Below are 14,993 nucleotides of genomic sequence, written 5' to 3'. Positions count from 1 at the left end.
ATTTTATTTACGTTCTCTTTTAAATGGACCTTGTGGTTCAATAATTTCCAGATGTGTTCCATCAGGATCATCAAAATAAGCTACTGCTGTACCAAAACCTGATTTCAATCCATCTGCTGCTTCAAAAATGATAGGCTCACCTGATAACTTAATCCCGGCATCTTTCAATCGTTTAACAGCATCCTGAATATTATCAACTTCAAAACATAAATGCATCGCACTAATCTGATTATTATCGTAATGTGCTTTTACCGGTTCAGGCTGCTCATATTCCAGCAGATCCATATTGATATTTTCAAGATGAAGATTTGCATAACGGATGAGTGTTTTTTTCAAGCCTAAAACCTGAGCCATACGATCTCCGCCAATCTGATCAACATTACTTACTTTAAGGCCTGTCAGCGCTTCATAAAAAGCTATAGATTTATCGAGATCTGCAACAACAATCCCAACGTGGTTCACACGGCTAAAACCTTTATTTTTTTGAGCTATAGTTTCCATATTTTTATTTTTTGCAGACAAAGAAACAGCACTACCCGCAAGTAATCCTGCTGCTCCCAAAGTGGCTGTCTGTATGAATTTTTTACGTTCCATTATTTTATATTATTTATTTGACCACACAAATCTCGGCATAACACTATCATTATTATAATAATATAAATTGTATTAAATCATCATAATAATGATACATAAGTATGGTAGAACGTTCACTGCACGATACATTTTCTGTTATTAAAGAATATCTTTATCTTGCCAATAATCAACCATTTACATTATGAAAAAAACCATCACCTCTACATTATGCTGTATACTGTTGCTATTGGCAGTAATATCATGCACCAATAATAAGAAGGATAACAACACTCAAAATGAGTCATCCGCTTCTGCTGAAACTGGATCAGCGGATAAAGCCAGTCGTATTATTGAATACACCAACCTTGTCGTTGATATGGCAAACAGCCATAATTCATATTTAAAAAACATACTCAGTAATACAGAGCAGATAGAAAAAGGATTAAGAAATCCAAAAAATCTATTTGCATTTACCGGAGTGATTACCCCGCATCTCATTCAGGCTGGCCTTCGCAACATGAATGGGGTAACGATAGAAAAACCGGTAGATGAACTTGGAAAAGAAAATCAGGCTTATTTCAAAACACAGATTACTCAATATAATACCATATTTGAAAAGCTTCAGAATAACTACAAGCAATTGGATGATTATCTTAAAGCTCAGGACTACAAAGATGATAACGGAACCAAAGGTTATCTCATGATTGATACAATCAGAAACACAGTACAAAAACTATATACAGGAAAACTGGTACTGATGAAAAAAGTTAATGAAGTAGCAGATGCTGCGGAAATTGTAGTACTGAAAGACAGCCCGCTTAAAGACTATATCATCGCAATGAAGACTGATATGAAAACCTTCCGTAATTTTATTGATCTGCTGGCTGATAATGGTAGTAATTATGCAAAGATCAAAGATAAAGCTCAGGCTGGATATAGAGAACTGGAAAATTCACAGACAAAAAATGCTGCACTGAATATTGAAAATGCCAAAAAAGCAAATAAAGATGGTCAATATAAGCGGTTTTATGAGAGTTTCCACGATCTTTTACTGCGCACTAAGAAGACACTGCGGGATGCCGGAACCAGTGGCAAACTAACCAAAACCGACATTGATGACCTGGATCGTGATTACGATGGTCTGATCAGAAACTATAATTACTTTAATCAGTAAGACTAATAAAGGGAATCCAAAGAAGGTTCCCTTTATTAGTTTTTTAATGCTGTAATAGTTACAGTCTTTATTTGAGTTGCTTTTCCAATCCCAGACGGTCTATCTGAATCCAGTACTCCGTAATTTTTCCTTTTTCCAATCTGTAAACTGCACTGGCAATTTCTACTAATTGTTTCCCCGTAGCCTGATGCCCGTCAATCGTTCCCAGATGTTTTCCAGTCTGCTTCCATCGCACATAAACTCTATCATCTTCTGCAATTATTTCTGTGACTTCTAATTTGAACCTGCCATATAAAGACAAGAATTCTCTGATGTGTTCTGTATAATTCTGAGGTGTTCTTTGAACTGTTGTCTCTTCTTCTGCATTCATCTGATGTGCCAATATCTTATCAGCCATATATGAATATGCATTATCCGGATTTTTACCCGAGCGGATCTCTTCTAAAAAGCTCTTTATAATTTGTTTATTCACTGTGGTAGTATTTAGGCGTTTCAATGCTGTAGCAGCAATTTCAATGTTTGCTTTTGCCGGAAGATCAAGAACCGCAATACAGACTCTCGCCGGAAAATCATCTTTAAAATAGGTTCTGTATACTTGATTAGCCATTTGATAATTATCCATATTTTTCAGGTAAATAGTTACATTGACCAAATCACTAAACTCCAGCCCCTGTGCTTTGAGTAAATGTCCAATATTTTTCATAACCTGATGTGATTCAGCCTCAAAACTACTGGTTACTAATTTTCCGGTTAAGCTATCGGAACCAACCTGCCCGGATATAAAAAGGAAATCAGCAGCTGGTTTCACTTTACTAAAAGGCAGTGTATTAATTTGGTTTTCTTTGGTCTGTGCCATCATATGAAAGGAATAGATAAATAAAAAGACAGATAATATTGTTTTCATGTTTCTGAATGAATTCATACAAAATTACTCTTAGCTTTTAATACCTAAAATACTATTTTTGTCACACACTAATACCCAAATAGTATTACATGGACTTAAGACACTTAAATTACTTCCTGATTTTAGCAGAAGAATTACATTTTGGCCGGGCGGCCAGCCGACTGCATATTTCTCAGCCTCCGCTAAGCAGAATGATCAGGCAAATAGAGGATGAGCTGGGCGTATTACTATTTGAACGAACTAAAAGAAGTGTAACCCTTACTCCTGCCGGATTTGACTTTTTGCAGGATGCCAAGCAAATGATTTTACAAATGCAAACTGTCAAAAAAAGGCTTGCAATATATGGGCAGGGTGAAACTGGCACCTTAAGAATTGGCTATGTGGGTGCAGTTATGCATAGCAGACTCCCTGAACTTTTAGCGGGCTTCAGAGAAAAATATCCCCATATCAGTTTACATTTTGAAGAATTACCAAATCATAATTTAGTCCATGAATTAAATAACAGTACACTGGATGTTGCTTTTGTCAGAACCTGGCTGCATCCTGAAAAACTGGAAGAAAAATTAATTCTGTCAGAGCCATTCGTTGCCATACTACCAATAAATCATTCATTATCAAAAAAGAAAAACATTTCAATTAAAGAATTGGTCAATGAGAAATTTATCACTTTCACACGCGAATGTGGCCCGACCATATTTGACAGTTTTTTAGTGATGTGCTCAAATGCAGGATTTACACCGCAGATTTCACATCATGCCTCTCAGCTAAACTCTGTGTTAAGACTAGTGGAAAGTGGCTTTGGAATTTCACTTTTACCTGCGCAGGTCGAACAGGGATATGCATTAAATTTAAAGTTTATTCCTCTGGAAGACGCTGAGGAAACAGTACCGCTGATTATGCTAAACAGGAAAGAAAACCCTAATCCATCATTATTTCACCTGCAAAACTATCTGCTTAAAATTGATGGATAAATTGTGATAATCAATAAAAAAAGACCGTCTCTTGAGGAGACGGTCTTTTTTTATTGATCATTCTGAAACTCCGATTATGCCTGAGGTTCCAGATACTTTGCATAACAATAGCCTTCTTCACCATCATTGGTACGTACCAGCCACCATAAATCATTACTTCTGTTAACGAGTGTAATAACCTCTCCATGAGCTGCCTTTCCAACGATTGGCTGATCTGTACCTGGTCCCTTACGGATATTCAGGTTACTACTTTCTGTAATTACTTTAGCGTGTGTTACGGCTGCATCTACAGCTACGTTAACATTCAAAACTAAATCACCGGAAGCAAAATTAGGATCAATCTGGTTATATACATCCCACAAATGATCTTTTGTTGCCCCGTCAGCAGCTGTTCCATCTACATATAATATTCCATCCTGTTCGCGCACTGCTAAATCAGAAATTCCTGCTGCAGCTGCAGCATCAGTTAATGCCTTATATTTATCTTGTAATGCCATAATTCAGATTATTTTACAGTTAATTGGTTATCAATTTTTTTAGGTTTTAAAACAGACAACTGCTGCATTAATTTTACTAAAGAAGATTTGTTGATCTCTCCTTTTAAAGTAACTACACCATCTTTAACCGTAGTTTGAACTGTTGGAAAATCTTTTGCAGCATCAGCTACACTTTTGATCAGGGCTGCATCTTCTGCGATTACTACAGGCACCAGTGAGCTTAATGATGACTTGATAGTCAAATTATTAACTACTGACTTCACCCCTTTTTCAGCTTTAGCAATTACTTCTGCTTTAGCTTTTTCAGCTTCATCAGCAACTTCACCTGTCAGTGTAACTTCACCTTTGGTGACAGCCACACTAATTTCACTGGCTTCCTTCGCCTTTACAGCTGTTTGAATGTCCCCATCTTTTGGCGAACATGCTGCGAAAAACAGGGTTGCAACAACTCCTGCACTCATTAATAGTTTTGTTGTTTTCATTTTTATTGGGTTATGGTAGTGTTAATTATTATACTATAACAAAGTTCCCTTCAAAAAGATTGCCGCAATGCTAAAATAAATTACCAATCCGGTTACATCAACTAATGTGGCCACAAAGGGTGCTGAAGAGGTGGCCGGATCTATTTTAAGTTTCTTCAGTACCATTGGAACCATAGAACCACTTAATGTACCCCACATTACAATCCCGATTAAGGAGAAAAAGATCGTAATTGCCAGTAGCAGCCAGTGAATTCCATAATTATACCAGTGCAGATTCTGCCATATCGCGATCCGGATAAAACCTATCGCCCCCAGTATTATTCCCAATACTAAACCCGATAAGATTTCCCTGCGCATGACATACCACCAGTCTTTCAGACTCAGCTCTTTCAGCGCCATAGCTCTTATGATCAGAGTAGCAGCCTGCGAACCACTATTCCCTCCACTGGAGATTATTAACGGAACAAACAATGCCAATATCACAGCTTTTGAGATTTCTCCATCAAAATATCCCATAGCAGTAGCTGTAAGCATTTCACCTAAAAACAAGACAATTAACCACCCTGCCCTTTTTTTAAGTAAAGAAAAGAAGGGAGTTTTTACATAAGGAAAGTCCAGTTCTTCAATACCTCCGAATTTCTGAATCTCGGCGGTCGCTTTTTGTTCGGCAACATCCATTACATCATCAATGGTCACGACTCCCAGTAAGACATGATCATCATTAATCACAGGTAAAACGACCCTGTCATATTCTTTAAATTTCTGAACAGCATCCTCTTTGGTATCTGTAATCTTCAAACTGATACAGAACCCATCTACAATGTCCATAATCTTTTTTGAACGCTCATTTAAAACCAGTCTCCTGACCGGTACATCATCAATTAGCCTCCCTTCACTGTCTACCACATAGATTACATTTGCGGCTTCAGTATCCTGATGATTCAGCCTTAAATGTTCTGAAGCTTCAGCAATGGTCATTGTTCTGTCTACTGTTGCAAAATCAGTATTGATAATACGAGCGACACTTTTAGGAGAATAACCTAACAGATTAGCCACAGCATCTCTGTTTTCATCATTCAGGTATTCCATAAAGCGCGAAAGCTCAATCCCCCTGGAAGAAGAGTAGAAGATAGTTCTATCGTCCGACTTCAGCTGATTAAGGATAAAAGAAGCTCTGTCTTTAGCTATACTTTTGATGATCTTTTTTTGGAGTTGTATATCCAGATAAGGCAAAACATTAACCTGCTGTTCTGCACTGAAAGAATTATAGGCATCAATTGCCTTATCAGCTGGTATCGAAACGAATAATTGCGCTACCTCCGAAGGATGAATATACCCGCTTTGGTGATTGGGCTTAAATAAGCCGGAGAAGTCTCCGGCCAGGATCTTTTTCCTAGCCTCTTTAAAAGGTAGATTCATAAAAGATGGATTTTATATATCCAATCTACTCTTTAATCATTGATTTCCAATACATAAGTTTCAAAATCCGTCAAAATTGCAGCCTGCTCTCCTTCCCTCCATTGAAACCTGTAGGTCTGGCTTCGCCCATTATGAAATACATGAAGAGTTAATCCATCTTCATAAGGCAGGAAATTTGTCTTTTCAAAAGTCCATATCTCACCTATGGGATGTCTGATATAATCATAATCAACAAATTCCTTTATGACCTGATATTTCTTTCCTGGTTTTAAATTATTTATGTTCCCCATAAAATAAAAATATTAGAGAATTAAAAAATGATTACTCAACAATTCAAAATTAAAGTAATTTAAATATTTCTATAATAAAAACAGCAAACCGCTGACCCAATCCCCGAAACAGGATTCAGCCAGCGGATTTATTGCCACCTAACCAAGTTTTTTATAGCCTATTTAAGATCCCAGATACCCGCAGCACGTTCCAGTTCTATTAATGCAGCAGCATAATTTGATTGTGATTCATAAAATCCCTGCTGTACTTCATTATAGGTTCTTTGTGCATTTAAAACTTCCAGTAGTGATGTCTCACCACGCTTATAACTATACACCTTGGCAGTCAGAATTTTTTTGCCTTCTGTGAGTAAACCATTTTTATATTGCCGAACCTGTTTACCTGCAGCAGTATAATTAAAATAGGCCTGGGTTACTTCTACCTGAATTTGCTGTAAGACCTGATCGTATTGCACTCCTGCCTGTTTAATCGTAAACTGAGCAGCTTTCAGATCTCCTTTATAGTGATTGGAAAATTTCAAGGGTACACTAAAACCAGCATTAAAGGTGCGATGATAAGGTGTAGGCGCCACCTCGTTTGTAGAAACTCCATTATACTGTAATCCTGCGTTGATCCCCAAATCTATTCTTCTGTTCGCCTTTACCAGTGCCAGACTTTTTTCGGCTACTGTTTTACTATTTAACGCAGCTACAGCATCAGCCCGGATATTTTGTGCATTGCTGATCAGAGTCTGATAGTTAATATCCCGTTCCAGGTTTTCAAAATTACCTTCAGGGATCACTAAAGAATCTACACTCTTTTTACCCAGAAAAGCGCTGAGCTTAATCAAAGAATTTTTCCAGTCTGCTTCGTTCTGATAAACAGAGTTCTGTAAATTACCAGCCTCCAGTTTTGACTGTCTCGCATCTGTCTCTGTAATCGCACCTAATTTGTATCGAACAGAATCAGCATCAGCAAGTTGCTTCATCATTTGAAAGGCATACTGCTGTACTTTCATTAATTCGCGTTGTTGAATTGCACTGTAATAGGCTAATGCAGCATCAGCTCTTAAGTTTCTCAGATAATCCAGCAATAATGCTTTGCTCAATTCAGTTTCACTTTTGGCCAAACTGATCCGGGCTTTTCTTTTGCCTCCAAGTTCAAGCGTTGTACCTAATCCAAAAGTTAATCCCTGCCCCAGCTTTAGCTTTGCCTGCTGGTTATCAAATGCCCCAGCTGAAAATTCAGGATCGGGAAAGATTTTCGCCGTTTCTATTCCTGCTTCTGCAATATTCACATTGTACTGTTCTGCAGCATAACCAAGATTCTCTTTACCAACCCGGCTTAGATACTGTTCTACAGATATTTTATGTTTCAAAGACAGGGTATCAACCTGTGCCTGCCCGTTAAAGCTCATTGCTGTCAGGAATGCCAGTAAAGAGAGATATTTAGTAAATTTCATCAGAATATGTTTGTTTTTATCGAAATTTTTATCGTCGTTTTCGATCATTTATATAATTTTAATATTCAGCTTAAGTATGATTTATTGAAATTCATCAGACAGTTGCCGATTCATCAGGTTGAAAATCATTCTTACCCCATTTATTTTCCAGCAAATAATAAAGTGCCGGTAAAACGAATAAAGTAATAGCTGTTGCAGCAAATAAGCCATACACAATTACTGTTGCCAGGGGTCTTTGTACATCAGAACCTATTCCCGTAGCTAAAGAAGCTGGTAACAGACCTAATGCAGCAACAGTTGCAGTCATCAGAACAGGTCTGAAACGATGTTTAGCTCCATCCATAACTGCCTTTAACAGATCATATCCTTTTTTGCGAAGCTCATTGATATGAGAAATCAGGATGACTCCGTTTTGGATTGCCACACCAAACAAGGCGATAAAACCTACTGCCGAAGATACATTTAAGGTCATTCCACGGACATTAAGAGCTAACATCCCTCCAAACAAAGCCAAAGGAACAATACTTAAGATCAGGCCAGCCTGTCTGAATTTCCCAAAAGCGCCATAAAGCAATAAAAACATAATAGCTAAAGCTATAGGCACTACAACCACTAATTTAGCGTATGCTCTGTTTTGATTTTCAAACTGTCCGCCCCACTCTATTTTATATTTTTCAGCGTCAAACTTAACCTGCTGATCTATTTTTGCCTGTGCTTCTTTTAAAAATGAGCTCAGATCTGCTCCTCTTAAATTTAGCCTTACAGTAAGCTGTCTGCGGTTCATCTCTCTGGAAATTGAACTTTCACCCAGGTCTGTTTTTACTTCGGCAATCTGCGATAATGGGATTTTGGCACCCGATGAAGAGGTCAGCATTAAATTCGCTATCTTTTCCGGAGTATTGCGACTGTCATCTTTATAACGGCAAATTACATCATAGACTTTATCGCCCGCAAAGATCTGTGAGACAGCCTTGCCTCCGATTGCTACCTCAACCAATTCTGATACATCACTCATATTGAGCCCGTATTTGGCTACGGCATCCCTGTTTACCCGGATCTGTAGCTGAGGTAAAGGCGGCTCCTGATCTATTGCAATATCTACTGCCCCTTTAACCTGACGTAAAGTTGTCACTACATTTTCAGTGATCCGCCGGGTTTCTTTGAAGTCATTGCCATACACTTTGACCACTAATTCACTGTGTGCGCCAGCAATTTTATCCATTACCCCATCGATCATGGGTTGCGTAAAAGCAACAGTATAACCTGGCATCATTTTATATTCCTTAGACAAATCCTCTATCAGATCAGCCTTGGTTCTGCCACCGGCCCATTCCTTATAAGGTTTAAGTCCTACAGAAACTTCAAAATGCGAAGGTGTAAAATAATCCGTACCATCATCATTACGACCTGCCTGAACGTTCACATAAGTGATTTCAGGGTGTTTCATCGTTACTGCTCTCAATGAATCACTCATTTCCTTTGACTTCTCTAAAGTAACACCAGGAGGCAATGATACCTGCAGCCAGATAGAGCCTTCATCCAACGGAGGTAAAAAGTCTTTTCCAACGGTAACTGATAAGATAACCGCACTTATTAATACTAAAATCAGGGGTACAAAAACTTTCTTCGGTCTGTCCATTATCTTTTGAAGACGGCCTTCATACCATTTGGTGAGTTTCTCCAGCCAGGTATTATGGTAAATTTTTCCCGGTTTTTTATAAACTGCGTAAGCTAAGCCTGGTATTAATAATAACGCAACAGCCAGGGCACCTAAAAGAGCATACCCTACAGTAAATGCCATTGGTGTAAAGAGTTTTTTCTCTACTCTTTCAAAAGAAAACAAAGGCAGATAAGCAGTAATAATGATAATGGTAGAGAACAGAATCGGCTTGGCTACACTCAGAGCCCTTTTACCAATTGAAACCTCTTCCAATTCCTCGTCCGGATTGGCTTCTCTTTTTTTCAGAATCGTTTCCAGCATAACAATGGCCCCATCAACTATGATCCCGAAATCTATAGCGCCCAGTGAAAGCAGGTTTGCAGGGATTTTTGTGAAATGCATTAAGATAAATGCCACAAGCAGAGAAACAGGAATTGTAACGGCCACAATCAGGGCCCCTCTCCAGCTTCCCAGAAAAACAATAAGTACAACAATAACCAGAGCCATACCTTCTAAAAGCGTATGAGAAACAGTATCAAGTGTAGTATTGACCAGGTTAGTCCGGTCCAGATAGGCTCTTACTGTTACACCTTCCGGCAAAATGCTTTTATTCAGCTCATCAACAGCTTTATGAATTCCATCAAGTACTACTGAAGGATTCTGCCCTTTCAGCATCACAACAATTCCTTCAATTCCATCAGAATAATTTACCTGACGATCAGTATACCCCAGTACACCTTTACGTTCAAGAGTTCCATATTTTAGCTCTCCCAGATCCTTTACAAATACAGGGACTCCATTGACAGACTTGACAACAACATCCCCCAATGCGGCCAGATCTTTAACCAAACCGATCCCACGAACTACATATCCCTGTTCTCCCCGGTTCAGAATACTTCCTCCGGCATTCGTGTTATTATTATTAATTGCCGTTTGTACATCAGCCAGTGCAATATGATACTGTTCTAATTTAGCCGGATCTATTTCTACCTGATATTGCGTGGTGATCCCTCCAAAATTCGTCACATCAGCAACTCCCTGTACCTGTTTGATTCTTGGAATAATTTTCCAGTTCTGTAAATCAGTGAGCTGTCTTAAATCATGGTTTTTACTTTCTATAATATACCGGTAAATCTCTCCGGTCGGAGAAGTCAGCGGATCAAGCCCCGGAACCGCTCCGAAAGGGAGTTTCACATCAGTTAACCTTTCCTGAATTCTTTGTCTTGCCCAGTAATCATCTACCCCATCTTCAAAAACCATAGTGATTAATGATAAACCGAATAAGCTCCGGCTCCGCATAACATGCATACCCGGCAGGCCATTCAATGCACGCTCAATAGGGATTGAAATCTGCTGTTCCACCTCTTCAGCAGCCAGACCAGGTACTTGTGTAACCACCTGTGAAGTCACATCAGCAATATCCGGATAAGCTTCAATTGATAATTGTTTCCAGGAGTAAAAGCCAAAAAAGGCCAGAAGTATAAATAGTGCAGCAAAGAGCCAGCGTTTTTTAATTGCAGTAAAAATTAATTGTTTCATCGATTTATCTATTATTTTTAATCACATCAGGTTCATAAATATTTGGCTGGCAGCAAGTTTTACTTGGCTTCCAATAAATAGAAGCCCCCTTCTGACACGATCTTCTCTCCTTTGGTCAGACCTGATTTAATGACTACGCGGTCTTTTTCCGTACCACCTGTTTCTACTTTCCTTTTGATGTATTTACCGGCTTCGTTAACTACGAAAACAAAATTCGCATCATTCATCTGCAGGATTGCTTTTAGCGGCACCAGAATAGCAGTAGTTGGTGCATCTATAAAATTCACAGAAACATACATGCCCGGTTTAAGACTATGGTCGCTATTATTAGCTTCGATTAAAACCTGTACGCTACGGGTATCTTCGTCAACAATTTCATTGACATGGTAAACGATTCCCTTCAGTTTTTTTCCGGGTAAGGCAGCAACTTCTATTTCACATTCATCTTTTTCATTGATATAGCGGATATCCTTTTCTTTCACCTGACCGGCAACCCATACTTTATTCAGATTGGCAACTGTGGCAACACTGGCAGCATCATCTTTGATAAACTGACCCAAAACCACCTTGTTTGCGATGACCTCACCAGAAATTGGTGCATGTACAACAAGCGCCTGCCCTAAGGAAAGTTTATCCGGGTTTGCCTTAAATATTTTGATTCCGATAACGGCATTCTCAAACTCTTTTTTCTCTACATCATAGCCTGTCTGCGCTTCTTCCAGATCTTTCTGTGTGCCTACGCCATGAGCCATCAGATCCTTTTGACGTTTCAAAGTCCTTTCTGCCTGCTGCATTTGTGACTTTTCCTGAAAAAATATCTTTTGTGCAGCAATAAAGTCCGGTGAACTGATTTCAAATAAAGGAGTTTCAGGCGTTGTTTTCATTCCTAATCTGATATACGATTTTGTCACTCTCCCCTGAAAAGGTGGCGCAATCTCTGCAAATTGAGTAGGTATAGCTTTTACTGTTCCGGCGGTCAGCATCTGCATCCTATAAGGTTCATCTTCAATGGTCATATATTTTAACTTCCCTTTCAAAACTGAATTTTCAGGTACTGTAACCACATCTCCTTTGAGCGTTAAATCAGCTGGTATTTCTTTGGCAGGCTGTTGCTTACATGAAGAAGCCAATCCTATAATGACCATCGCTATGGCAGCCAGGCAAGGCCGACTAGTATTTCTTAATTTCATATTGTTTATTGTCTTTGTTTGAGAAGTTTGAGAGTGTATGAAAATGGTATTCCAGCCATTCTGCTAATATGACTACCAGTATAATTAACAGAATTGCCAGCATCCATTGCTTATTTGATCGGATCATAGCCATTGATTAAATCTTTTGATATACCATCTTTTAATTAGTTGTGTGAGCAGGCAGTAACTGGTCAGAATAGCTATTAACCAGGGGAAATAGCTGAGTGGTAATTGCTCCATTTTTAATGCCCCTGCAAAAGGCGAAAACGGAATAAATATGCCAATAACCATAATCAGTGAAGTCAGTGCAACTACAGGCGCTGTTGCCCAGCTCTGGATAAATGGAATTTTACGGGTACGGATCATATGTACAATCAGTGTCTGGGAAAGTAATCCTTCAATAAACCATCCGCTCTGAAATAAGCTCTGGTGTGCGGGACTGTTGGCTTTAAAAACAAAAAACATAACAGCGAAAGTAGCATAGTCGAAAATTGAACTGATCGGGCCTATATAAAGCATAAATCGCTTAATCCCGGAAGCATCCCATTTTTTAGGTTTTTCGATGAAGTCTTCATCCATCCTGTCCCAGGGAATAGACACCTGTGAAACATCATATAACAGATTCTGCACCAGAATTTGTACCGGCAGCATAGGCAGGAATGGCAAAAAGGCACTTGCCCCTAACATGCTGAACATATTACCAAAATTGCTGCTGGCAGTCATCTTGATATATTTGATAATATTACCAAAGGTTCTTCTGCCATAAATCACCCCTTTTCTCAAAACCATCAGGTCTTTTTCCAGTAAAATGATATCAGCACTTTCTTTGGCAATATCCACAGCAGTATCTACACTGATTCCTACATCCGCATCTCTTAAAGCTACGGCATCATTTATTCCGTCACCCATAAAACCAACCGTATGTCCATTGACCTGCAGCATTTTAACCACGCGTGATTTTTGAACCGGGCTTAGTTTGGCCAGAATAGAAACCTCTCCAACCAGCTCCTGCAATTCTGCATCAGTCATTTTTTCGACTTCAGTACCCAGTAAGATTCTATCAAAAGGTATCCCCACATCACGGCAGATTTTTTTAGTCACAATCTCATTATCACCGGTAAGGACTTTAATACTGACACCCAGCTTTTGCAATGATTCAATAGCGATTTTTGCCGAAGGTTTGGCCGGATCCAGAAAACCAATGAACCCGGTAAGAATCATATCTTTTTCATCTTCAACCGCGTAATTCAAGGCACGGTCATCAAATTCACGGATAGCCACAAGCAAGACCCTGAGTCCTTCTGAATTGAGTTTTTTAGAAGTCTGAAGAATCATATTTCGCATGGTCTCATCCATGCGGATTACTTTATCCGACTCTATATGCAGTTCCTTATCATCTCCCGGATCAAAAGCATGACTGCACAGATCCAGCATCTCCTCTACCGCTCCTTTACAGATCAGTAAATGTTTTCCATTACGCTGTTTTAGTACAACAGACATTCTGCGCCTGTGAAAATCAAAAGGAATTTCATCCACCTTTAAAAAGTGTTCTTCAACTTTCAGATAATCATGCAATTCCACATGCTCCAGAACAGCTACATCCAGCAGATTTTTCAGTCCTGTCTGATGAAAACTATTGAGATATGCCCATTTCAGAACCTCCTCGTCTTCCTCTCCGAAAATATTCAGGTGTCTTTCCAGTACTATTTTATCCATCGTCAGTGTACCTGTTTTATCGGTACAAAGCACATCCATAGCTCCAATATTCTGTATGGCGTTAAGGCGTTTGATAATCACCTTATGTTTACTCATATTAACAGCTCCTTTGGCCAGATTTGCTGTAACGATCATAGGCAGCATTTCAGGCGTTAAACCAACAGCTACAGCGATAGCAAAGAGCAGGGCATCCCACCAGTTTCCTTTCACAAAGCCATTTATCAAAAAGATCAGCGGCACCATGACTACCATAAAACTGATCAGCAGATAGCTTACTTTATTTACACCCTTATCAAAATTTGTCTCTGCACGTTTACCTACTATTTCTTTACTGAGTGAACCAAAATAGGTTTGATTACCAGTATTTACTACAACTGCAGTTGCATAACCACTAACTACATTGGTTCCCATAAAGCAGATATTATCCAGTTCTACCAGTGGTTTATCTTCTGCATCACGAACCGCAAGGCTCCTTTTTTCTACCGGTAATGATTCACCGGTCAGCATCGATTGACTTACAAAAAGATCTTTTGACTGAACAATCCGGCAGTCCGCAGGAATCATATCCCCTGCAGAAAGTATAATTATATCACCTGGAACCAGTTTTTTGATATCCAGTTCTTTCTTACCGGTAATTTTTCTGATCACCGTCGCTGTGGTTTTCACCATGCTTTTAAGTTGTTCAGCAGCCCGGTTACTCCGGTACTCCTGAAAAAACCGGATTAAGGAGCTGACCATCACCATCACACCGACCATAGTAACGGTCTTATAATCTGCCTCACCGGGACCAGCAAGCCAAACATCCAGTATAAAAGAGATGACCGCAATAATCAGCAGTATCCCAATAAACGGATTAACAAAAGCCTGCAATAATTGCCTGATCCAGGCCGGAGCTTTCTCATGATGAACTTCATTTAAGCCAAACCTGTTTAACCGTTCTTTGGTCTGCATAGCTGATAGTCCTTCCATACCACTATCCAGCATGGCGAAATAAAAATTCTGATCTGACCGGGAAACATTCTGCAGTTTGGTTGCAGCAGCCTCTTCATTACCATTAGACATGATTTTTCTCCTGTCTGGTATAGCTCTTTTTTTAAAGCTCTCTTTTACGATAGTCATGATATTATATATATTGA

The 14,993-nt window shown here is 39.1% G+C and carries 13 protein-coding genes; 2 read left to right on the top strand and 11 right to left on the bottom strand.

Features of this window, described 5'->3' with window-relative positions; translation table 11 throughout:
* Window positions 1-3: 3 nt before the first annotated feature.
* On the bottom strand, window positions 4-594 hold the full coding sequence (locus PL_RS25850) for a VOC family protein (RefSeq protein ID WP_235324547.1): 591 nt from the start codon (window positions 592-594) through the stop codon (window positions 4-6).
* Between the two features lie 181 nt (window positions 595-775).
* On the opposite strand from PL_RS25850, the gene PL_RS25845 reads away from it, so the two are divergent.
* Window positions 776-1,747, top strand: a complete 972-nt coding sequence (locus tag PL_RS25845) for a hypothetical protein (RefSeq protein ID WP_041882865.1) — start codon at window positions 776-778, stop codon at window positions 1,745-1,747.
* A 67-nt stretch (window positions 1,748-1,814) separates the two neighbouring features.
* On the opposite strand, the gene PL_RS25840 is transcribed toward PL_RS25845, so the two are convergent.
* Window positions 1,815-2,651: a Rid family hydrolase gene (locus PL_RS25840; protein WP_200890749.1), complete on the bottom strand. Its 837-nt coding sequence runs from the start codon at window positions 2,649-2,651 to the stop codon at window positions 1,815-1,817.
* Window positions 2,652-2,740: 89 nt separating this feature from the next.
* On the opposite strand from PL_RS25840, the gene PL_RS25835 reads away from it, so the two are divergent.
* Window positions 2,741-3,622: a LysR family transcriptional regulator gene (locus tag PL_RS25835; protein WP_052496361.1), complete on the top strand. Its 882-nt coding sequence runs from the start codon at window positions 2,741-2,743 to the stop codon at window positions 3,620-3,622.
* A gap of 74 nt (window positions 3,623-3,696) precedes the next feature.
* Here the strand turns inward: PL_RS25835 and PL_RS25830 are convergent, their stop codons facing one another.
* The 9 genes from PL_RS25830 to mgtA form a co-directional block, all read right to left on the bottom strand.
* A complete protein-coding gene (locus PL_RS25830; RefSeq protein ID WP_041882864.1) occupies window positions 3,697-4,119 on the bottom strand; it encodes an SH3 domain-containing protein in 423 nt (140 codons plus the stop codon).
* A gap of 8 nt (window positions 4,120-4,127) precedes the next feature.
* Entirely contained in the window at window positions 4,128-4,601 is a 474-nt protein-coding gene (locus PL_RS25825) for a BON domain-containing protein (protein ID WP_041882863.1), read from the bottom strand.
* A gap of 33 nt (window positions 4,602-4,634) precedes the next feature.
* On the bottom strand, window positions 4,635-6,020 hold the full coding sequence (mgtE, locus tag PL_RS25820; protein WP_041882862.1) for a magnesium transporter: 1,386 nt from the start codon (window positions 6,018-6,020) through the stop codon (window positions 4,635-4,637).
* A gap of 32 nt (window positions 6,021-6,052) precedes the next feature.
* Complete coding sequence (locus tag PL_RS25815; RefSeq protein WP_041882861.1) at window positions 6,053-6,310, bottom strand: DUF3601 domain-containing protein; 258 nt, start codon at window positions 6,308-6,310, stop codon at window positions 6,053-6,055.
* A 158-nt stretch (window positions 6,311-6,468) separates the two neighbouring features.
* Entirely contained in the window at window positions 6,469-7,800 is a 1,332-nt protein-coding gene (locus PL_RS25810) for a TolC family protein (RefSeq protein ID WP_052496360.1), read from the bottom strand.
* A gap of 46 nt (window positions 7,801-7,846) precedes the next feature.
* Window positions 7,847-10,951, bottom strand: a complete 3,105-nt coding sequence (locus tag PL_RS25805) for an efflux RND transporter permease subunit (RefSeq protein WP_041882859.1) — start codon at window positions 10,949-10,951, stop codon at window positions 7,847-7,849.
* 59 nt (window positions 10,952-11,010) lie between these two features.
* A complete protein-coding gene (locus PL_RS25800; RefSeq protein ID WP_082035947.1) occupies window positions 11,011-12,141 on the bottom strand; it encodes an efflux RND transporter periplasmic adaptor subunit in 1,131 nt (376 codons plus the stop codon).
* Window positions 12,122-12,268 (bottom strand): hypothetical protein, encoded by a 147-nt coding sequence (locus PL_RS25795; RefSeq protein ID WP_160292114.1) that lies wholly within the window; start codon window positions 12,266-12,268, stop codon window positions 12,122-12,124. Before PL_RS25795 ends, PL_RS25800 begins: the two co-directional genes overlap by 20 nt.
* Entirely contained in the window at window positions 12,265-14,976 is a 2,712-nt protein-coding gene (gene mgtA / locus PL_RS25790; RefSeq protein WP_082035946.1) for a magnesium-translocating P-type ATPase, read from the bottom strand. The genes PL_RS25795 and mgtA overlap by 4 nt, the downstream gene beginning before the upstream one ends.
* Window positions 14,977-14,993 lie beyond the last annotated feature (17 nt).

The organism is Pedobacter lusitanus (genome assembly GCF_040026395.1).
Lineage (GTDB): Bacteria > Bacteroidota > Bacteroidia > Sphingobacteriales > Sphingobacteriaceae > Pedobacter > Pedobacter lusitanus.
The sequence above is the reverse complement of the archived record's forward strand: the minus strand, read 5'-3'. Positions and strand labels throughout refer to the sequence as shown.